Consider the following 19,380-nt stretch of genomic DNA (forward strand, 5'->3'; position numbering starts at 1 on the left):
GCGAACGGCCGGGCCATCGTATGCGTCGCGCTGCGGCGTACAGTGCGCCGCATGACGGATGGACACGAAGCGCCGCGCGACGCGCACGACCTGGCCGACGCGGTCACCGAGCTCGGCGAGACTCCGGAGGACGCCCTGAAGGCGGTCGCCGGCCGCAACGACTCACTCGAGGAGCGCCTCCCGGGTGCGGAGCCGGGCGTCGACCACGGCGCCGAGGCGGGCGACGCCGAGGCGGGCGAGGCCGACGGGGTGCCCCACGGGGAGGGGGCACCCGGCCAGGGGTAGGCCGAGGCGGTCGTCCCTCAGTGGGGACTGGGGAGGCCGGATCGGCCTGCATACGCTGGCAGGGATGAACGAGGATGGACGGCGCGCGGCGCGCATGCGCGATCGCGCCCCTGGGGCGGCCGTGATGGAGCAGGTGGTGCGTCTGCACACCCAGTCCCCCCCGCGTTCCCCGCTCGCCCGCGCTCTCGGAGCGCGACCGCTGGGAGCCGAGACCGAACCGTGGTTCGCCGGCGCCCTCGGCGAGCGCGAGGTCGGCGCGCTCCTCGACCGGCTCCCGCCGGGATGGAGCGCGTTCCATGCCGTGCCGGTCGGCACCCGGCCCGACGAGTCGGGAGGTGTCGCCGATGTCGACCATGTCGTCGTCGGGCCCGCCGGCGTCTTCGTCATCAACACCAAGCATCACCGCGGCCAGCGGGTCTGGGTGGGCGAGCGCGCTGTCCTGGTCTCGGGTCAGAAGCAGCCCTATCTGCGCAACTCCGACCTGGAGGCCTCCCGCGTGCGCGGAGTGCTCGCTCAGGCGGGCCTGGTGGCACCGGTCACGGCGCTCGTGGTGCTGGTCGGCACCAAGGAGGTCACTGTGCGCCAGCAGCCGCGGCGCGTGCGCGTCCTGCGCGCGGAGGCCCTGCTGCGCTGGCTGACCCGGCGTCCGGCCGTGATCGACGGAGGGACCGTCTCCGACATCGCCCGCCTGTTCGACGATCCGGCAACCTGGCGGCCCGCCGAGTCGTCACCGGACACGCTGGAGCGGTTCGCGCTCATCGAACGCGAAGTGCGGGCTGCGCGTCGGGTGCGTGCGGGATGGGCGGTCGCGGCGGCCCTGGCGATGCTCGCGGTGGCGCTGCCGTTCCTCCCGCACTGAGGCCCGAGGGCCGGGGGTGCGCTGAGAGGTCGGGCGCGTCGGGCGCGGCTCAGGCGCGCTCGACACTCGTGCGCATCGTGAGGGAGGCGGCCTCCTGGTCGTAGTCGAGCTCGATGACGATCGCGGACAGTCCGGCGAGCGAGCGCAGGTGCGTGCCGCCGCACGGGATCTCGACGGCGCCGTCGGGAAGGTCGGCCCGCCAGCGGCGGCGCTCCCCCAGGCCGTCGCCGTCGCGCTCGATCGTGATGGCGATGCCGTCGCCGGCGGCGACCCACTGCGCGAGCAGTGCGTTCGCGGCGTCGGTCACCCCGGCGAGCGCCGCCGGGAGTTCGGCCGCGGCGAAACCCTTCTTGCGCAGGCTCTTGCCGATGCGGTACTCGTCGAGCGAGCCGTCGGGGAGGATCCGCGAGGAGGCGATGGCGAGCTGGTCGAAGGCGGGCTTGCCGCGTCCGTCGACGGGGACCTCTTTGGTCCACAGCCCGGCGAGCGCGTCGTCGAGCGCGAGCGAGGCGAGGTGGCACGCGGTGTGTCCGCTCGACAGCGCGCGTCGGACCTCCGGTTCGACCTCCACCTCGACCGTGGTGCCCGGCGCGAACCGCGTGGCGTCGTCGACGAGGTGGCAGACGACGAACGCCCAGCCCGGCGTGCCGGTCCGCACCGGCGCGTCGCCGACGTGGAGGGTCGTGCCGTCGGTCGCGCCGACGACGGCGGCGACGACGGCGACGACGTCACCGTCGACGCGGAGGAGACCGGTGTCGGCCGGCTGGTCGGGCCAGACCGGGTCCACGGGGTGGAACGCCGTCCGATCCAGGACGACCGCCGTCCGTCCGTCGTCCAGGGGCTGGAGGTGCAGCACGGTTCCGGTGGAGGCGAGGTCGCCGTCGGGATAGGTGACGACGGTGTCGGCGGCGGGGAGGCTCATGCTGCCAGCCTACGGCCAGGCTGACGGCGACTCGGCGAACCTGCCGAAGGCACGGCAGGGTCGCCCTCCGCGCGCAGCGCAGCCTGTTCGACTGGCTGCGCCCGGAGGGCGTCAGCGCGACCGGGTTAAGCGTCCTTACCGCGTCAGCGTTTCGACGTAGGACGAGTGCTCATCCATCCACTTCGCCACGATGCGGTCGTATTCGCTTGAGTCGGCGCCGCTGTTGAACATCGCGTTCTCGAGCGAGTAGAGCAGATCGGACTTCATCCGGAATTTCTTCACCCACTTCGCGATCTGCGGCTGCTGCTTCGGGAAGTCCGCGCTCGCGATCGAGTGGATCGACTCGGCGGCGCCGAGCGTGCCCTTCGGGTCCTTCAGGTCTTTGAGGTCGAACTGGTCGTACGCCCAGTGCGGCCTCCAGAGCGTCACTGCGACGTTGTCGCCCTCTTCATGGCGCTCGACAGTTCGGCGAGCATCGCGGGGGTCGAGGACGTCACGAAGTCGAGCTTCTGGAGCCCGTACTGCGGGATGACCTTCTGCTGGACCGCCTCGGTGAGGCCTGCTCCCGGCTCGATGCCCACCAGCCGGTCGCCGAACGCCGAGGCGTGCGACGCGAGCTGGTCGAGGGAGTCGATGGGGGCATCCTTGTTCACCGCGATGGTGAGCTTCGCCTCATCGTTCCAGGCGCCGAGGTCGGTCAGGTGCGCACCGTAGGTCTTCATGTACTGCGCGTGCGTGGTCGGCAGCCAGCCGTCGAAGGCGATGTCGTAGTCGCCGGTGCTCAGGCCGGCGAAAGCGGGACCGGCGTCGGCGTACTCGAAGTCGACGGTGTACCCCTGCTTCTCGAGCACGTGCTTCCACAGGTACGAAGCCGCTTCGCCCTCCGGCCAGCCGTTGAACACGGCCACCTTCACGGTGCCCTTGTCGCCGCCGGCCGTGGAGGCCGCGGTCACGGCCGTGCCGCCGACCACGACGAGAAGGGCGGCGCCGAGCACGGCCAGGGCGCGTTTGGGCATCCGCGACCGCGCCCGGCCGGCTGCGGCGGTCAGCCGGTCGAGGATGATCGCCAGGATCACCACGGCGACCCCCGCCTCGAAGCCGAGCCCGACATCGACGCGGCTGAGCGCCTGCACGATGTCACGGCCGAGGCCGCCGCCGCCGACCATGCCGGCGATCACGACCATCGACAGGGAGAGCATGATCACCTGGTTGACGCCCGCCAGGATCGACGGCATCGCGAGCGGCAGCTGGATCTGGCGCAGGATGCGGCCGGGCGGGGAGCCGAACGCCCGGCCGGCCTCCACCAGCTCGCGGTCGACACCGCGGATGCCGAGCTCGGTGAGCCGCACGCCCGGAGCCATGGCGAACACGATCGTGGCGACCATGCCCGGCACGACTCCGACGCGGAACAGGATGAGCGCCGGGATCAGGTACACGAACGCCGGCATCGTCTGCATGAAGTCGAGCACCGGCCGGATGACGGCCGACGCCGTCTTCGAGCGGGCGGCGAGGATACCGAGCGGAACGCTGAGCGCGACCGCGATGGCGGCCGAGACGAGCACCAGCGCGAGGGTGTCCATCGCGTTCGACCACTGGTCGATCCCGGCGATGAGCAGCAGCCCGACGACCGCCCCGGCACCGAAGACCCAGCCGCGCAACCAGACGCCGAGGATCGCGACGATGAGGATGACGCCCCAGAACGGCGGCGTCTGCAGCGCCCAGTCGACGCCGTCGTACATGCCCGTGAAGACGATGCGGATCGCGTCGAAGACTCCGCCGAAGGTCGTCGTCACGAAGTCGACGACGTGCGTCGCCGCGTCTCCGAGGGGGATGACCTTGGTGGTTCCGAATGTGTAGGCGGCGGTCATGCGTGCACCTCCGTCTCGTCGTCCGCGGTCTCCCGCAGGGCCAGCGTCATCGCGTCCACCGGGACCGTCGCCGGGGGCTCGACCACCACCGGGATCTCCGTGGTGTCGCTGCTGACGTTGCCGAGGGCCGCCAGCAGCGTCACGCGCGGGATGACCCCGAGCAGCCGGCGCCGGTCGTCGACGACCGCGAGCGGAAGGGCGCTGCCCACGGCGGGCTCGACCAGGTCGCTGAGCACCTCGTCACGGGACACCGTCGCGATGTCCTCGGTGATCGACTCGGTGAGGTCGGAGCGACCCTCCCGCACCTGCCGCATCACGTCGCGATCGCGCACCGCCCCGAGCAGGCGCCGGCCCTGGCCCACCACGAAGGCGGCCGAGGTCTGGAGGTCGCGCATGGTGCGCATCGCCGCGCGCGGTCCGCCCGCGACGGTGACCAGCGCTCGCGCCGGCTCCATCACGCTCGCGGCCGTCAGCACGCGGGCGCGGTCGACGTCGTGAACGAAGCTCGCCACGTAGTCGTTGGCCGGGTCGGTGAGGATCTCCTCGGGCGTGCCGGTCTGAACGACGCGGCCGTCGCGCATCACGGCCACGCGGTCGCCGAGGAACATCGCCTCGTTGAGGTCGTGGGTGATGAACACGATGGTCTTGCCCAGCGAGCCCTGCAGTTCGAGCAGCTGCTCCTGCATCTCACGGCGGATCAGCGGGTCGAGCGCCGAGAACGCCTCGTCCATGAGCAGCACGTCGGTGTCGGCGGCCAGCGCCCGGCCGAGGCCGACCCGCTGCTGCATCCCGCCGGAGAGCTCGGACGGCAGCTTCTCGCCCCAGCCGCCGAGCCCGACCAGCTCGAGGATCTCGGTCGCACGGGAGCGCCGGTCCGCGGCGGGCATGCCCTGCACCTCCAGACCGTAGGCGATGTTGTCCAGCACTGTGCGGTGCGGCAGCAGCGCGAAATGCTGGAAGACCATCGAGATGTGCTTCCGGCGCACCTCGCGGAGACGCTTCGGCGGCAGCCCGGTGATCGTCGTGCCCATCACATCCACCTCACCGGCGGTCGGCTCCAGCAGCCCGTTCAGCAGTCGGATGAGCGTCGACTTGCCCGAGCCGGACAGCCCCATCACGACGAAGATCTCGCCCCGCCGCACCGTCAGCCCCGCATCGATGACGGCGGCGGTCCCGAGACCGGTCACGTCGCTCCTCGTCGCCCCGTCCCGCAGACGGCGAACCGCCTCGTGGGGCTTGCGTCCGAAGACCTTGAAGATGTTCCTCGCCTCGACGGCGATCGTGTCACTCAACTCTGTACTCCCAGGCGCACTCGCCTCCGCGAGGCACGCACAGTTGTTGCGCCCGGGCCGGAGGCGTGTGGCGACGGCAGCACGACTCGAGCGCGGACCATCCGCGCGAATCGCCATCGCCGGCGCGACCATCGGGGTGCGCCCACGCCAGCCGACCATACGATCCCACCGGGCCACCTGTGCGGCCACACGGCCCGGATCGCGGGCTGGTTCACCCGGTGCGCCATGCCGTTCGGCACGCCGGGGCGCCTTCGACGCTATCAGTGTTCTCGCAGCGATCGCGAATCGAGGGTGAGAACACCCTCATGATCCTCGCCTTCCCACGCTTCCGCAGACGCGGACTTTCCGCCAGAGTTGGCGCATGGCGAACAGCACGGGCGATCACCCCTGGCAACGTGTCCCGATCGAGCCGCAGAGCGTGGACGCGCCCTTGTCGCGCGCGGCCGTCTTCCTCGTCGTCAGCGTCGCCGGCACGTCGGAGGCGCTGGCGACCGTGCGCGACGTGGTGTCCGGGATCTCCGACCTCGTCAAGACCGTGGGCTTCCGCGACCTGAACGCGCACCTCTCGTGCAACATCGGCATCGGTGCGGAGTTCTGGGGGCGTCTGACCGACGTCGCCCTTCCGCAGGAGCTGCACCCGTTCGCCGAGGTGCACGGGCCCGTGCACACGGCGGTGTCGACACCTGGCGACCTACTGTTCCACATCCGGGCAGAGCGCGGAGACTTCTGTTTCGAGTTCGAGCGCCAACTGCTCGACGCCCTCGGCGACGCGATCACGGTGGAGGACGAGGTCGAGGGGTTCCGCTACTTCGACGCCCGCGACCTCCTGGGCTTCGTGGACGGCACCGCGAACCCCACCGGGAAAGACATGGCGGACGCCGCCATCGTCGGCGACGAAGACCCGGCGCACGCCGGCGGCAGTTACGTCGTCGTGCAGAAGTACCTTCACGACCTCGGCTCGTGGAACCGGCTCCCCGTGCCCTCGCAAGAGGGGGTGATCGGCCGCACGAAGGTCGAGAACATCGAGCTCGACGACGTCGAGCACGGCCAGAAGGCCCACAAGACGCTCACCACGATCACCGACGACGAGGGGGTCGAGCACGACATCCTGCGCGACAACATGCCGTTCGGGCGCCCGGGCCGGGGCGAATTCGGCACGTACTTCATCGGCTACTCACGGCGCCTGTGGGTGATCGAGAAGATGCTGGAGCGGATGTTCGTCGGTGACCCGGTCGGCAGTCACGACCGCATCCTCGACTTCTCGAGGGCGGTGACCGGCACGACGTTCTTCGTGCCGACACGCGGCTTCCTGGAGGGGCTCGCCGACTGAGCGCCGCCGGTCCGCCGGCTCCCACGGGTGGCCTGGCCGACCGCGATGCCGGCGAGCACCACGGCGAGCCCGACGAGTTGGCGCGCCGTGAGCGCCTCCCCCGCCACCAGAGCTCCCAGTGCGACGCCGGTCACCGGGTTCAACAGCCCGATGAGGCCGACCGCACCAGGACCGAGGCGCCGCATCCCTGCGAACCAGGCGAGGTAGGCCGACGCGGTCGCGACGAGCGAGACGTACGCGAAGCCGGCGATCGCCGCGGGGGCCAGCACGGGAGGGGCGCCCTCGATCAGGATCGCGAACGGCACGACCAGGAGGCCGCCCGCGACCAGCTGCCACGCCGTCGAGGAGAGCACATCGACATCGCCCCACCGCGTCGCCAGCACATACCCGACCGCGGAGAGCAGCATGGCGGCGACGGCGGCCGCGAGCCCGAGCGGATCGACAGCCGCATCGCCCCCGGTGAGCATCACCGCGACACCGCCGACCCCCGCGAGCGCGCCGATCAGTGACAGGGCCCGTGGCCGCTGGCCCAGCAGCATCCAGCCGAATCCCATCAGGGCGAGGGGCGACGTCGCCATCACGGTGGAGGCGATGCCGGAGGGCAGCAGCTGCGCGACCGCATAGACGAGCACGAAGAAGCCGCCCGCGTTGAGCGCGCCGAGCAGGAGCGCGCGCCACCACCAGACGCCGCGCGGCCTCCGACGGGCCACTGCGAGCAGCAGCAGCCCCGCCGGGAGTGCGCGGAGCACCGCTCCCCACAGCGGTGCGTCGGGAAGCACGGCGCGCGTGACGACGTAGGTGGAGCCCCAGGCGACGGGAGCGATGGCGGTGATGGCGAACCAGCGGAATTTACCTTCCATGGAAGGTAATATAGCTTCCATGGAAGGTATTGTGGGAGGCATGACCTCCGTACCCGACCGCGTCGCCGGCATCCAGCAGGAGTGGCGGCGCGAGCGCCCCGACCTCGACCCCACGCCCCAGGGAGTGATCGGCCGCCTCCACCGTGTCGCGGCGCTGCTCACCGAGCAGCTCGTGACCGTCTACGCCCGCCACGGCCTGACCGAGGGCGACTTCGATGTGCTCGCCACCCTCCGCCGAGCCGGCGCACCGTACGAACGGACCCCGGGAGAGCTCGCCGATCACACGATGGTGACCAGCGGGGGCATGAGCAAACGCATCGACCGCCTCGAACACGGCGGCCTCGTCTCACGCCGGGCATCCTCCTCCGACGGACGCAGCCGCGTGGTCGCACTCACACCCGAGGGGGTCGCCCGGATCGACGCCGCGGTCACCGAGCACTTCGCCAACGAACGACGACTGCTCGACGAGCTCTCCCCCGCTGACGCGCGCGCGCTGGAACGCATCCTCACCGGCTGGCTCGGCCGACTGGAGGGCTGACACGGACCGTGACAGGCCGCCCCGATGCAACAGGCCGTCATCTTCGTGGCGACGAAGGACGCCGGCGAGGTACAAAAGGCCATCATGTCGCGCATCTTCACGAGCAAGTTCAACCCGGGCCGCGCCCGCTGGGAGCTGGTGGTGAGTCCCCGCGGCGATGTCTACGCGTTCCCGCTGACGCTGCCGATCGCGCAGCGCCAGGTGCTCGGCGGACACAAGCGCTACCTCGTCGGCAAGGTCGCCAAGAAGCAGGAGACCTGGACGGCCACGGGGCCCTCCGGCCTGATCTACGGCACGACCTTCCCGTCGCTGCCCTCGGCCCTGGAGGCGATCGCCGACGAGGTCGACCTCGCCCCCGTTCCGTAGCCCGTGATCAGGCGGACTTGAGGAGGGCGTCCTCCAGCGCCACCCACGGCAGCATCGCGCACTTCACGCGGGTCACGTACCGGGAGACCCCCGCCAGGGCGACGGCGTCGCCGAGCAGTTCCTCGTCGCCCTCGAGCGCACCCTTGGACTGCATCAGCTCGCGGAACGCCCCGATCGACGCCGCCAGCGCCGCCCGGTCGGTGTCGTGCACCAGATCGCTCAGCAGCGAGGCCGACGCGGTCGAGATCGAGCAGCCGTGCCCGTCCCAGCTGATCGACTGGATGCGGCCGTCCGGGTCCAGGTGCACTCCGACGGTCACCTCGTCGCCGCAGGTCGGGTTGTACTGGTGCGAGCGTGCGGCGGTGTCGTCGCGCAACCCGTAGCCGTGCTTCTCCCGCGCGTGGTCGAGGATGACCTGCTGGTAGAGGTTCTGCAGGTCGCTCACCGGTCGATCACTCCGAAGAACGCGCGGGCGTCGGCGACGGCCTCGACGGCTGCATCCACCTCGTCGGCCGTGTTGTACAGATACGTGCTGATCCGGGTGGAGGCCGTGGCCCCGAAGCGCCGGTGCACAGGCTGCGCGCAGTGATGGCCGACCCGCACGGCGATGCCGCGGTCGTCGAGGAACTGACCGACATCGTGGGCGTGGATGCCCTGCACCACGAAGCTCGCAAGCCCCACCCGCGGAACGCCCGCTCCGGGGCCGAGGACGCGCACGCCGTCGATCGCGGACAAGCCTGCGACCAGCCGGGCGCCCAGCTCCGCCTCGTGTGCCTCGATCGCCGGCATCCCCACCGCATCGAGATAGTCGACGGCGGCGGCCAGGGCGACCGCCTGGGAGACGCGCTGGGTGCCCGCCTCGAACCGCTGCGGCGCAGGCAGGTACTCCGCGCCCTCCAGCGTGACCGTGGTGATCATCGAGCCGCCGGTGAGGAACGGCGGCAGCGCGTCCAGCAGCTCGGTACGGCCGTAGAGAGCCCCGACACCGGTGGGCCCGAGCATCTTGTGCCCCGAGAACACCGCGAAGTCCACCCCGAGCGCCGGGAGGTCGACAGCGAGGTGCGGGACGGACTGGCAGGCGTCGAGCACCGCCAGCGCACCGTGCTCGTGTGCGAGCTCCACGAGTCGGCTGACCGGGTTCATCGCTCCGAGCACATTGGAGACCTGGGCGAACGCGACGACCTTCGTGCGCGGACCGATCAGCTCGGCCGCCTGGTCGAGCCGCAGCTGCCCGTCGTCCGTGAGGCCGATCACCCGCAGGGTGGCGCCGGTCCGCGCGGCCAGCTCCTGCCAGGGGATGAGGTTGGCGTGGTGCTCGGCCTCCGTCACGACGAGCTCGTCGCCGGCGCCGAGGCGGAAGCGCTCGGCTGCCGCGCCTCCGCGCCCGGCCGAGGCGTTCGACATGCCGTAGGCGAGCAGATTGAGGCCCTCCGTGGCGTTGGAGGTCCAGACCAGTTCCTCGGGTCGGGCTCCGACGAACCCGGCGACGCGCGCGCGGGCCTCCTCGAACAGCTCGGTGGCCTCCCCGGCGACGGTGTGCGCTCCGCGGTGCACGGCCGACGTGTACTGCTCGGCGAACGCGCGTTCGGCGTCGAGCACCTGACGCGGCTTCTGGGCGGTGGCTCCGGAGTCGAGGTAGACGAAGGGATGGCCGTTGATCTCGCGGGCGAGGATCGGGAAGTCCGAGCGGAGTCGGACCGGGTCGAGGGTGTCGGTGCGCATACTGACGACAACGCTACCGGGGTTCGCTGCAATCCCGCCGTGCGTCTCACGGTCCACGTCTGTGCGGTCCGGCGCTGCGGGCGTCCCCCGACTCCGCGGGCCCTCCCGCGCCGGTAGTCTCGATCGCATGGTCGAACGCACGAACGGGTCCCCCTGGTTCTTCATCGGCGGCATCCTGCTCGTCGTCGTCGGCCTCGCCGGTCCGCTCCTGGTGGACGCCGTGACCGGGCAGGTGCAATGGCTCATCCGCGGCGTCGGCGTGCTCGTGGCGATCGGCGGCGGCGTCCTGATCGGATTCGGATTGCGGCGCCGGCGGGGCCGCTGATCGCGTCGTGGTGCTAACCTGACCCGAGCACCGGTTCCGAGCACTTGCTCATGGGGGGAACACCTGCGCACGGGGGGAACATGCATCGTCGTCAGGCCGCGCTGATCGCCGTCTTGCTCGCGGCGGTCGCCGCCGCTCTGGTGGGCTTCGGATCCGTCGCCGTAATCGACTCGCTGTCCGGGGCGCCGCAGACTCCCGGCGTTCACCGGACCCCCTGAGGACGTGCTCTCGGGGCTCGGGATGCGCGAGCTGCCGAGAGTCGCGGACGTCGGCCGCCGATGCTATTCGACGGCCGCCCGGGCGAGGTCGCGCAACTCGACGAGCCGAGCGGCCGCACCGCCACCGCCTCCCCGCACTGCGATGTGCTGCCGCGAGGGCGGGTTGAACGCGGCCTCCAGTGCCGAGCTGATCATCAACAGGTAGAACCGCAACAACCGGGAGGCGTCGGCCCGCAGGGGCTCCTGCTCCGGTTCGCAGGTCGTGCACTCGAGCCAGCGAGAGAGCTGGGTGAAGGCCACGCGCAGCCGCAGCCCCTGCCGCGCGTCGGCCGGCCCCAGCCGGTACCCGGCGGGCTGCAGGCCGGCAAGCCGCCCCTGGTCGCCCGCGAGCGCGCACCGCTCCAGGAGCGCCTCGGCGGCATCCAGGTGCGAGACGGCCTCCTCGAGCACGGCCAGCAGTGTCAGCGCACCGAGACCGTCTTCGGCCAGCGGGCCCGGGCCGGAGCCGGGGCCGCGAAGGCGGGCGAACCATCCCATCGGGTCACCTCCCCACCGCTGAAGTGTGACCGATTGTACGCCGCGCGGCCCGTGCCGGCAGAGCCCGTACACCTGGCCGGCGCTCGATGCAACGCCCTGGGCGCGAAGCGACCGGCCGCCTACGGTTCAGGGCGGCAGATCGCCCCATCGACCCACGCGCCCACCTGGGGGCGGATCGCAAGGAGGCTCCGAGATGACCGATCGAACTCCCCCGGCAGACGAAAGCACCCCCGGCACCCGGGCGTACACGCCCGAGCAGCGCGGCTACGCGACGACGGCACCGGCGGACGACGCGGAGACACGTGCATACGACCCCGGCACCCGTGCGGCCGGCGCCCCGATCGCGGACGGGGCCGCAGCGGGCGAGCGGCCCGTCGCCGAGCGGCCGGTAGAGGCCCGCCCCGTCGCCGAGCGTCCTGTCGCGCCGGATCCCGTCGTGGACACCCGGGCACTCCGCGACGACGTCGTCGCACGCGAACGGCGCGAGTTCGGCGGGATGAAGTTCGGCTCGGCATTCTTCGGCTGGCTGACCGCGACCGGGATGGCCGTGCTCGTGACGGCCCTGGTCGCCGCTGCGGGCGCCGCGGTGGGGCTCGGGGCGACCGGCAGCCCGAACGCCGCCGCCGACCAGGCGAACAAGAACGCAGCGACCGTCGGCCTCGTCGGCGCGATCGCGCTCGTCGTGATCCTGTTCGTCTCCTACTTCTGCGGAGGCTACGTCGCGGGCCGCATGGCGCGCTTCAGCGGCCTGCGACAGGGCGTCGCGGTGTGGATCTGGGCGGTCATCATCGCGGTCGTGGTCGCCGTCCTGAGCCTGATCCTCGGCAGTCAGTACAACATCCTCGGCAACCTGAACAGCTTCCCGCGCATCCCGCTCGACGAGGGCTCCCTCACCGTGACCGGCGTCATCACGACCGTCGTGGTCGCGGTCGTCAGCCTCATCGGGGCGATCCTCGGCGGCCTCGCGGGCATGCGCTACCACCGCCGCGTCGACCGCGTCGGCTTCACCCCCGATCCCGCGTACGACGGCGTCGCAGACGGGGCACGCCCCGGCACCGGTCCTGCCGGTACCGTCCGCTGACGCTGACAAGGTTCGGCCGGACCCACCCTGTCCTGTGGGTGAGGCCGGCCGAACCGCCGCCCGCGCGTGGGACGACCTTCGGCTCGAGCGGAACCCCCCGGATCCGCGAACACCGGTCGCACGATTCTGCACCCCGCCGGTTACGCGCGGGTGAACGGCGGCACAGAGACGACCGGGATGTGCCGGCGGTCACTGCGGCGTCGACTCGAAGCCCCGCGCGGAAGGTCGAGCCCGCCCCATCCAGTGGAGTCGACCGGGACGATGACGCCGAGGGCCTCGACCATGGCGTCGAGGTACGTCTCTCGGCCGGTGACACCGGCGAGGTCGTAACTCGAACGCAGCGGGAGGCAGGCCCCGTCATCCATTTACGCACTCCACAGTCGGACGCAGAGGAAGAGCAGCTCTGCCGGTACACCGGCGACACGACGTCGACCGCGATTCGCACGAGCGCGGAGGGGGGTCAGGCGAGACAGCAAAAAAGCCCCGGAAATCCGGGGCTCTCGCTGTGCTTCGATGGCTGGGGTACCTGGACTCGAACCAAGAACAACTGAACCAGAATCAGCCGTGTTGCCAATTACACCATACCCCAAGGGCTTCGGGCCGAGGCCCGGGCACGAGTAACAACTGTAGCCTATGCTTCGCCGCTTCCACAAAACGCCGCCGGCGCCGGGCGAGCCGTCGCCGGCCGACCTGGTGCGGCGGCTCGCGAACGAGGGGAAGGACCGCGCCGAAGGGCGCACAAACGCCCCTAAAACGCCCGGATGAGGGCGTTTAGACGCCCCTCGGGCGCCCCTCGGGCGCCCCTCGGCGACCCCTGGGGGGCTAGAGGGTGAGCGCCTCGCTCACGGTGAGGCCGATGAGGTCGCGGTTCACGGCGGCGGCCACCACGGCGCCCGACCCGGCCGCGACGATCAGCTGCTGCGGACCCGGCGACGTCGTCTCGCCGGCGGCGTAGACGCCCGGCACCGAGGTGCGCCCCTGAGCGTCCGTCACCAGGTAGCCGTCCGAGTCGGTGGCGAGGGCGAGGGAGTCGGCGAACGCCAGCGCGGGCGTCCAGACCGGACGGACGAACCCGCCCGAGCGCTCGACCAGCGTTCCGTCCGCGAGTCGGACCCCCGTCATCACGCCCTTGTCGCCCACCACGTCGTCGACGGCACGACGCTCGACGCGAACGCCGAGGCGCGCGAGAGTTCGCTCCTCGTCGTCGCTCACGGGCGCGATGCCGTTGGTGAAGACGATCAGGTCGTCGGTCCACTGCGTGAGCAGCAGCGCCCGCTCCGCCAGGTCGGCCGTCTCGCCGATCAGGGCGAGCGCCTCCCCCGCCTTCTCGAAGCCGTCGCACTCGAGACAGCTGTGCAGCTGCGTTCCGTAGAAGGCGCGCAGACTCGGGAGCGCCGGCATCGTCTCCGTGACCCCGGTGGCGATGACGACCGCCGACGCCAGCACGTCCACATCGGGCCCGCCGCGCACGCCTCGACCGCGGACCCGGAAACCGCCGTCCTCCACCGAGACTCCGTCGACCTGGGCGAACACGACGTCGGCATCGTCGTACGCGGACACCTCCTCGCGCCCGAGCCGGCGCAGCTCGGCAGGCGCGACGCCGTCGCGCGTGAGAAAGCCGTGCGCCTGCAGCGTCGCCGCGTGTCGCGGCCGGTTGCCGTCGACCACGAGCACGCGCCGGCGAGCGCGCACGAGATTCAGCGCGGCACTGAGCCCCGCCGGGCCGCCACCGACGACGAGGACTTCGACGCGAGCCGTCACCGCGCCGCCTAGGCTTCCGACCCGCTCAGTGACGCCGAGAGCGCGTCGAGCCGTGCGATCGACTCGGCCTTGCCGAGGATCTCCATCGACTCGAAGAGCGGAGGCGAGACGCGGCGGCCCGACACGGCCACGCGCAGCGGGCCGAAGGCGACGCGCGGCTTCAGCCCGAGCGCCTCCACCAGGGCGTCGCGGAGGGCGGCCTCGATCGCGTCATGCGTCCACTCCGCTTCGGGAACGACCTCCAGTGCGCCGATCGACGCCGCCAGCACCTCGCCGGCATTGGCGGGCAGCGATGCCCGGGCATCGTCTTCGACGGTGAGCGATGCGGAGTCCGTGAACAGGAAACCGAGCATGCCGGGAGCCTCGCCGAGCAGCTGCACCCGCTCCTGCACGAGCGGGGCGGCCTGGGCCAGCACCGACCGCTGCGCCTCGGTGAGCGGCTCGGTCAGCACGCCTGCCGCGACGAGGTACGGGATGGTGCGCTCGGCGAAGTCGCCGACCTCCAGCAGCCGGATGTGGTCGCCGTTGATCGACTCCGCCTTCTTCTGGTCGAACCGCGCGGGGTTGGGGTTCACGTCGGCGACGTCGAACGCCGCGACCAGCTCGTCGACCGAGAAGATGTCGCGGTCGTGGCTCAGCGACCAGCCGAGGAGCGCGAGGTAGTTGACGAGGCCCTCGGGGATGAACCCGCGATCACGGTGGTGGAACAGGTTCGACTCCGGGTCGCGCTTCGACAGCTTCTTGTTGCCCTCGCCCATTACGTACGGGAGGTGCCCGAAGCGCGGGACGAACGTCGTCACGCCGGCGTCGATCAACGCGTGGTAGAGCGCGATCTGGCGGGGCGTCGATGAGAGCAGATCCTCGCCGCGAAGCACGTGGGTCACCCCCATCAGCGCGTCGTCGACGGGGTTCACGAAGGTGTAGAGCGGGTGCCCGTTGGGCCGCACGACCACGAAGTCGCTGAACGAGCCGGCCGGGAACGTGATCTCGCCGCGCACCAGATCGTCGAAGCTCAGGTCGGTGTCGGGCACGCGCAGGCGCAGGGCGGGCTCACGGCCCTCCGCACGGTATGCGGCCTTCTGCGCGTCCGTGAGGTCGCGCTCGAAGTTGTCGTACCCGAGCTTGGGGTCGCGGCCGAGCGAGACGTTGCGCGCCTCGATCTCCTCGCCGGTCGCGAAGCTCTCGTAGATGTGGCCGGAGGCTTTCAGCCGGTCGATCAGCTCGCGGTAGATGTCGTAGCGCTGCGACTGACGGTACGGCTCGTTCGGGCCGCCGACGTCGATCCCCTCATCCCAGTCGAGACGCAGCCAGCGCAGCGCATCGATGATCATCGCGTAGCTCTCTTCGCTGTCGCGCGCCGCGTCGGTGTCCTCGATGCGGAAGATGAGCTTGCCGCCGGTGTGCCGCGCGTACGCCCAGTTGAACAGGGCGGTGCGGATCAGGCCGACGTGCGGCGTGCCGGTGGGAGACGGGCAGAACCGCACGCGCACATCGGCGCCGGTCGCGGTCGAGAAGGGGTGCGAATCGTTGTCAGACATACCCTTGGAATCCTACTTGGGAGCGCGCACCGGATTCACCAGCGAGCCGACTCCGTCGACCTCCACCTCGACGGTGTCGCCCGGCTTCATCGGCCCGATGCCGGAGGGCGTCCCCGTGAGGATGACGTCGCCCGGCAGCAGGGTGAAGACGCTCGACGCGTAGGCGACGATCGACGGGATGTCGTGCACCATGTCGCTGATCGGCGCCTCCTGCTTCAGCTCGCCGTTGAGGCGGGTGCGCAGCACGGCGCCGGCCGGCAGGTCGGTCTCGATGACGGGGCCGAGCGGGCAGAACGTGTCGAAACCCTTGGCGCGCGTCCACTGGCCGTCCTTCTCCTGCAGGTCGCGCGCGGTGACGTCGTTGGCGACGGTGTAGCCGAAGATGTGCGCAGCGGCGTCGGCCGCCGAGACGTTGCGCGCGATCGTGCCGATGACGACCGCCAACTCGCCTTCGAAGTCGACGCGCTCCGACTGCGGAGGGACGACGATGGGGTCGCCGAGTCCGATGACCGCGGTGTTCGGCTTGAGGAAGAGCAGCGGCTCCTCCGGTGCCTCGCCGCCCATCTCGGCTGCGTGCTCCCGGTAGTTCTTGCCCACCGCGACCACCTTCGACCGCGGGATCACCGGCGCCAGGAGCGCGCCCACCTTGGCGAGCGGCACGCGCTCCCCCGTCGTGTCGAACCCGGTGAACATCGGGTCGCCCGCGAGAACGACCAGCGCGTCCTCGTCGACGATCCCGTAGTCGATCTTCCCGTCGTGGCTGAACCGTGCGATCTTCACGCGTTCGAGCCTAGCGCGGCGACGATCCGCGCGATCGCGGGAGTCGCGAGGTCGTGACGGGCGCCGACCCGCAGGAGCGCCCCGCCGAGCGCGTCGAGCTCGCTCGGACGGCCCGCCGCGAGATCCTCCTGCAGGGAGGTCCGCATCGCCCCCGGCACGCTGTGCAGCGCGCGCACGAGGTCGAGGGGCGAAGCGGGCACACCTTCGGCGGTCGAGCACGCGGTGATCTCCGACACCACCGCCTCGGTCAGCTCCGGGTCCTCGCTCAGGGCCGGGCCCGCGGACTGACGCCAGTACGAGGTCAGCAGCGCGAGCGCCGACAGCAGCCGGAACTTGGCCCACAGCACCTCGGCCTCCGACCCGCGGGCCCGCAGCTGCGGCCCCGCTCCGGCGAGCGCGCGCACCGCAGCGAACCCGCCGGCGGCCTCCGGGACCTCGACGTTCAGGAAGGCGCTGCGGTGGTCGATCACCGTGGTCGAGGCTCGCAGTGCGGAGACCGTCACCGAGCCGCCGGCGACGGGGACGCCCGACAGGGCGGCCCTCAGCGCGACCATGTGCTCGACGCCGTTGAGCACCGAGAGCACCTCGACCGGCCGCGCGGCGACGATGCCGGGCAGCACGTCGTCGAGCCCGTACGCCTTGGTGGCGACGATCACGCTGGCACCGGTGGGCACCTCCGTGGAGGCCGGCAGCCGCTCGACGCCGTCGCCGAAGGAGTCGCTGCGCACCTCGATCCCGTCCGCCCGGATCGCGGCCACGGTCGCGGGCCGGCCGACCGCGACGACATCGTGGCCCGCTCGCTTCAGCAGCCACGCGAGCAGACCGCCGACGGCCCCGGGACCGACGACGGCGAAGACGGGTTCGGGAGCGACGGGTACGGCGGAGTCCATGGCTCGATCGTAGCCAGCGATCGGACCGGGCGTGGCCGGCGATCAGAGACCGGACAGCCCCCAGGCCGTGCCGTCGAGCGCGAGAAGCGCGTCCGCGGTGGCGGCGATGGCCGGCACGGCGTCGGAGCCCGCGGCTGCGACCAGGTTGATGGTGCGATGGTCGCGGTTGACCGTCGGGCGCAGCACCACCCCAGGCACCGTGCCGGCGGAACCGGCCGCGAGGGTGGGCAGCAGCGCGACCCCCACTCCCTCGGCGACCATCCGGAGCACGGCGACGAAGTTGTCCGTCTCGTACCCGATGCGCGGCGTGAAGCCGCACGCGTCCGTCAGCTCCAGGAGGTGGCCGCGGCAGCGCGGGCAGCCGCCGATCCACGACTCGTCGGCCAGGCCCGCGAGGTCGACGTGGTCGGCGCCGGCCAGCACGTGGCCGGCCGGAAGGGCGACGAGCATCTCGTCCTTCCACAACGGCACCACGGCCAGCCCCCTGGTGCTCTCGCGGTGCGGATCGGCGCGGTCGCCCGGATAGCCGAAGGTGATGGCCAGATCGGCCGTCTGCTCGCGGACGGCGGCGACGGCTTCGGGAGGCTCGGCCTCCAGATAGGTGATGCGCACGCCCGGATGCCCGGCCTCCATGATGCTCAGCAGGCGCGGCACGAGCGATGACGACGCCGACGGAAATCCGGCGAGTCGCACCCGGCCGGTCCGCAGACCCCGCAGGTCGGCCAGTTCGCCGGCCGCCGCGTCGAGCGCGGTCGTGACCGCTCGCGCGTGGCGGGCGAGCACGCGCCCCGCCTCGGTGAGGCGCACGCCGCGGCCGGCGCGGGCGACGAGCGGCATCCCGATCCGCGACTCCAGTCGCCGCAGGTGCTGGCTGATCGCCGGCTGGCTGTAGCCGAGCGACTCGGCCGCGCGCGTGATCGAGCCGAGGTCGGCGATGGCGCGCACGACGCGCAGGCTGTGGGAGTCGAGGTCGTCGAGCATCATGCCGGAATCATAACTGGAACGCATGTATTCGATTCAACACCTGTACTGGTGTGATGCATCCGCGCCCCGCAGGCTGGACGGCATGCACGAATCCCTCCTCCGCTCCCCCGCAGCACCAGCGTTCGCGGCCGCTTTCTCGGCAGGAGCGGGCTATCTCGCCGCGTGCACGCAGGGCCTCCCGACCCGGACGACCGTCGACGCCACCCGCGCCGACCTCGAGCGCTGGGCGAACGGCGAAAGCTCACCCGCCGACTACGACACCGCCATCGCCCGGTCGCGCTCCGCCTTCGCACGGATCGCCGGCGTGGCCGTCGACGACATCGCGATCGGCTCACAGGTGTCGGCGATCGCCGCCGTGATCGCAGCTTCGGCACCCGACGGCGCGGAGGTCGTCTGCGCGACGGGCGACTTCTCATCGATCGTCGCGCCCTTCCACGCGCAGGCGCATCGCGGGGTGCGCGTGCGGGAGGTCCCGCTGTCGGCACTCGCCGACGCCGTCCACGACGACACGTGGCTGGTGGCCTTCTCACTCGTACAATCGGCCACCGGCGAGCACGCCGACGCCGAGGCGATCCTCGAAGCCTGCTCGCGCACCGGCACGCTGACCTTCGCGGACCTCACCCAGGCGCTCGGCTGGCTCCCCGTCGACGCGTCGCGCTTCGACCTCACGGTGACGCACGCCTACAAGTGGCTGTGCGCGCCGCGCGGGAGCGCCTTCCTGACCGTGCGCCCACACCTTCTGGGCACTCTGATCCCCGTGCAGGCGGGCTGGTTCGCAGGCGAAGACCCGTGGAGCTCCTGTTACGGGCCGCTCACCGCACCGGCGCTCTCGGCACGCCGCTTCGACGTCTCCCCGGCCTGGCCGGTGTGGCCGGGAACCGCGGCCGCGCTCGAGTTCTTCGCCTCGCTCGATGCGCACGCCGTGCACACGCACGCCGTCGGGCTGGCCGACCGTCTCGCGGAGGCGCTCGACCTGCGCGACGCGCTGAGCATCCCCGTCCGCGGCTGTGCCATCCTCACGTGGCCCGACACCGACGGCGCCGACCTCGTCGCGCTGACAGCCGCGGGCCTCCGCGCTTCCGGCCGGGCCGGCCGCGCACGTGTCGCCTTCCACCTCTGGAACACGCCCGACGACGTCGACCGCGTGCTCGCCGCGCTCCAGACGTGAGTAATCGCGGGAATCCCGGGTCGGATTCCCGCGATTACTCACGCCTCGGCGGGGGC

Annotated in this window: 21 protein-coding genes, 1 tRNA gene and 1 pseudogene; 9 read left to right on the plus strand and 14 right to left on the minus strand. The window is 71.6% G+C overall.

Annotated features, from left to right (window positions below):
* Positions 1-51: 51 nt before the first annotated feature.
* On the plus strand, positions 52-285 hold the full coding sequence (locus Q0Q23_RS02465) for a hypothetical protein (RefSeq protein WP_295118793.1): 234 nt from the start codon (positions 52-54) through the stop codon (positions 283-285).
* A 64-nt stretch (positions 286-349) separates the two neighbouring features.
* A complete protein-coding gene (locus tag Q0Q23_RS02470; protein ID WP_295118796.1) occupies positions 350-1,144 on the plus strand; it encodes a nuclease-related domain-containing protein in 795 nt (264 codons plus the stop codon).
* 49 nt (positions 1,145-1,193) lie between these two features.
* Here Q0Q23_RS02470 and Q0Q23_RS02475 read toward each other — a convergent pair whose 3' ends face one another.
* The 3 genes and pseudogenes from Q0Q23_RS02475 to Q0Q23_RS02495 form a co-directional block, all read right to left on the minus strand.
* Complete coding sequence (locus Q0Q23_RS02475) at positions 1,194-2,066, minus strand: metal-dependent hydrolase (protein WP_295118799.1); 873 nt, start codon at positions 2,064-2,066, stop codon at positions 1,194-1,196.
* A 135-nt stretch (positions 2,067-2,201) separates the two neighbouring features.
* Positions 2,202-3,934, minus strand: a pseudogene (locus tag Q0Q23_RS19970) (ABC transporter permease/substrate binding protein).
* The gene (locus tag Q0Q23_RS02495) at positions 3,931-5,226 is read right to left on the minus strand and encodes a glycine betaine/L-proline ABC transporter ATP-binding protein (RefSeq protein WP_295118805.1); all 1,296 of its coding nucleotides are present in this window, start codon (positions 5,224-5,226) and stop codon (positions 3,931-3,933) included. The pseudogene Q0Q23_RS19970 and the gene Q0Q23_RS02495 overlap by 4 nt, the downstream one beginning before the upstream one ends.
* 361 nt (positions 5,227-5,587) lie before the next feature.
* Here Q0Q23_RS02495 and Q0Q23_RS02500 point away from each other — a divergent pair, with 361 nt between their 5' ends.
* Positions 5,588-6,556 (plus strand): Dyp-type peroxidase, encoded by a 969-nt coding sequence (locus tag Q0Q23_RS02500; RefSeq protein WP_295118809.1) that lies wholly within the window; start codon positions 5,588-5,590, stop codon positions 6,554-6,556.
* Here the strand turns inward: Q0Q23_RS02500 and Q0Q23_RS02505 are convergent.
* Positions 6,466-7,416 (minus strand): EamA family transporter, encoded by a 951-nt coding sequence (locus Q0Q23_RS02505; RefSeq protein WP_295118812.1) that lies wholly within the window; start codon positions 7,414-7,416, stop codon positions 6,466-6,468. The genes Q0Q23_RS02500 and Q0Q23_RS02505 overlap by 91 nt on opposite strands.
* Before the next feature lie 40 nt (positions 7,417-7,456).
* On the opposite strand from Q0Q23_RS02505, the gene Q0Q23_RS02510 reads away from it, so the two are divergent.
* Both Q0Q23_RS02510 and Q0Q23_RS02515 read left to right on the plus strand, forming a co-directional pair.
* Positions 7,457-7,954 carry a MarR family winged helix-turn-helix transcriptional regulator gene (locus Q0Q23_RS02510; RefSeq protein WP_295118815.1) on the plus strand — a complete coding sequence of 166 codons (498 nt, stop codon included), beginning with the start codon at positions 7,457-7,459 and terminating at the stop codon, positions 7,952-7,954.
* Positions 7,955-7,978: 24 nt separating this feature from the next.
* On the plus strand, positions 7,979-8,320 hold the full coding sequence (locus Q0Q23_RS02515; protein WP_295118818.1) for a hypothetical protein: 342 nt from the start codon (positions 7,979-7,981) through the stop codon (positions 8,318-8,320).
* Positions 8,321-8,327: 7 nt separating this feature from the next.
* On the opposite strand, the gene sufU is transcribed toward Q0Q23_RS02515, so the two are convergent.
* Together sufU and Q0Q23_RS02525 are read right to left on the minus strand one after the other, a co-directional pair.
* Positions 8,328-8,765, minus strand: a complete 438-nt coding sequence (gene sufU / locus Q0Q23_RS02520; RefSeq protein ID WP_295118821.1) for a Fe-S cluster assembly sulfur transfer protein SufU — start codon at positions 8,763-8,765, stop codon at positions 8,328-8,330.
* Entirely contained in the window at positions 8,762-10,042 is a 1,281-nt protein-coding gene (locus tag Q0Q23_RS02525) for a SufS family cysteine desulfurase (protein ID WP_295118823.1), read from the minus strand. Before Q0Q23_RS02525 ends, sufU begins: the two co-directional genes overlap by 4 nt.
* A gap of 127 nt (positions 10,043-10,169) precedes the next feature.
* Between Q0Q23_RS02525 and Q0Q23_RS02530 the strand changes: the two genes are divergently transcribed.
* On the plus strand, positions 10,170-10,367 hold the full coding sequence (locus Q0Q23_RS02530; RefSeq protein WP_295118825.1) for a hypothetical protein: 198 nt from the start codon (positions 10,170-10,172) through the stop codon (positions 10,365-10,367).
* A gap of 80 nt (positions 10,368-10,447) precedes the next feature.
* Positions 10,448-10,585, plus strand: a complete 138-nt coding sequence (locus tag Q0Q23_RS02535) for a hypothetical protein (RefSeq protein WP_295118827.1) — start codon at positions 10,448-10,450, stop codon at positions 10,583-10,585.
* A gap of 63 nt (positions 10,586-10,648) precedes the next feature.
* Here the strand turns inward: Q0Q23_RS02535 and Q0Q23_RS02540 are convergent, their stop codons facing one another.
* Positions 10,649-11,122 carry a hypothetical protein gene (locus tag Q0Q23_RS02540; protein WP_295118829.1) on the minus strand — a complete coding sequence of 158 codons (474 nt, stop codon included), beginning with the start codon at positions 11,120-11,122 and terminating at the stop codon, positions 10,649-10,651.
* 193 nt (positions 11,123-11,315) lie between these two features.
* Here Q0Q23_RS02540 and Q0Q23_RS02545 point away from each other — a divergent pair, with 193 nt between their 5' ends.
* The gene (locus Q0Q23_RS02545) at positions 11,316-12,203 is read left to right on the plus strand and encodes a hypothetical protein (protein ID WP_295118831.1); all 888 of its coding nucleotides are present in this window, start codon (positions 11,316-11,318) and stop codon (positions 12,201-12,203) included.
* A 140-nt stretch (positions 12,204-12,343) separates the two neighbouring features.
* Here Q0Q23_RS02545 and Q0Q23_RS02550 read toward each other — a convergent pair whose 3' ends face one another.
* The 7 genes from Q0Q23_RS02550 to Q0Q23_RS02580 all read right to left on the minus strand — a co-directional run bounded on the left by Q0Q23_RS02550 (position 12,344) and on the right by Q0Q23_RS02580 (position 18,156).
* Complete coding sequence (locus tag Q0Q23_RS02550; protein WP_295118832.1) at positions 12,344-12,568, minus strand: hypothetical protein; 225 nt, start codon at positions 12,566-12,568, stop codon at positions 12,344-12,346.
* A 149-nt stretch (positions 12,569-12,717) separates the two neighbouring features.
* A tRNA-Gln gene (locus Q0Q23_RS02555) sits at positions 12,718-12,792 on the minus strand.
* Between the two features lie 233 nt (positions 12,793-13,025).
* Positions 13,026-13,964: an NAD(P)/FAD-dependent oxidoreductase gene (locus Q0Q23_RS02560; RefSeq protein ID WP_295118834.1), complete on the minus strand. Its 939-nt coding sequence runs from the start codon at positions 13,962-13,964 to the stop codon at positions 13,026-13,028.
* An 8-nt stretch (positions 13,965-13,972) separates the two neighbouring features.
* On the minus strand, positions 13,973-15,502 hold the full coding sequence (gltX, locus tag Q0Q23_RS02565; RefSeq protein WP_295118836.1) for a glutamate--tRNA ligase: 1,530 nt from the start codon (positions 15,500-15,502) through the stop codon (positions 13,973-13,975).
* A 12-nt stretch (positions 15,503-15,514) separates the two neighbouring features.
* Entirely contained in the window at positions 15,515-16,282 is a 768-nt protein-coding gene (locus tag Q0Q23_RS02570; protein WP_295118838.1) for a fumarylacetoacetate hydrolase family protein, read from the minus strand.
* A complete protein-coding gene (locus tag Q0Q23_RS02575; RefSeq protein WP_295118839.1) occupies positions 16,279-17,172 on the minus strand; it encodes a ketopantoate reductase family protein in 894 nt (297 codons plus the stop codon). Before Q0Q23_RS02575 ends, Q0Q23_RS02570 begins: the two co-directional genes overlap by 4 nt.
* Before the next feature lie 42 nt (positions 17,173-17,214).
* Positions 17,215-18,156, minus strand: a complete 942-nt coding sequence (locus Q0Q23_RS02580; RefSeq protein WP_295118841.1) for a LysR family transcriptional regulator — start codon at positions 18,154-18,156, stop codon at positions 17,215-17,217.
* Positions 18,157-18,238: 82 nt separating this feature from the next.
* Here Q0Q23_RS02580 and Q0Q23_RS02585 point away from each other — a divergent pair, with 82 nt between their 5' ends.
* Entirely contained in the window at positions 18,239-19,324 is a 1,086-nt protein-coding gene (locus Q0Q23_RS02585) for an aminotransferase class V-fold PLP-dependent enzyme (protein WP_295118844.1), read from the plus strand.
* The last annotated feature ends 56 nt before the right edge of the window (positions 19,325-19,380 follow it).

Source organism: uncultured Leifsonia sp., from assembly GCF_945957465.1.
Taxonomy (GTDB): Bacteria; Actinomycetota; Actinomycetes; order Actinomycetales; family Microbacteriaceae; genus Leifsonia.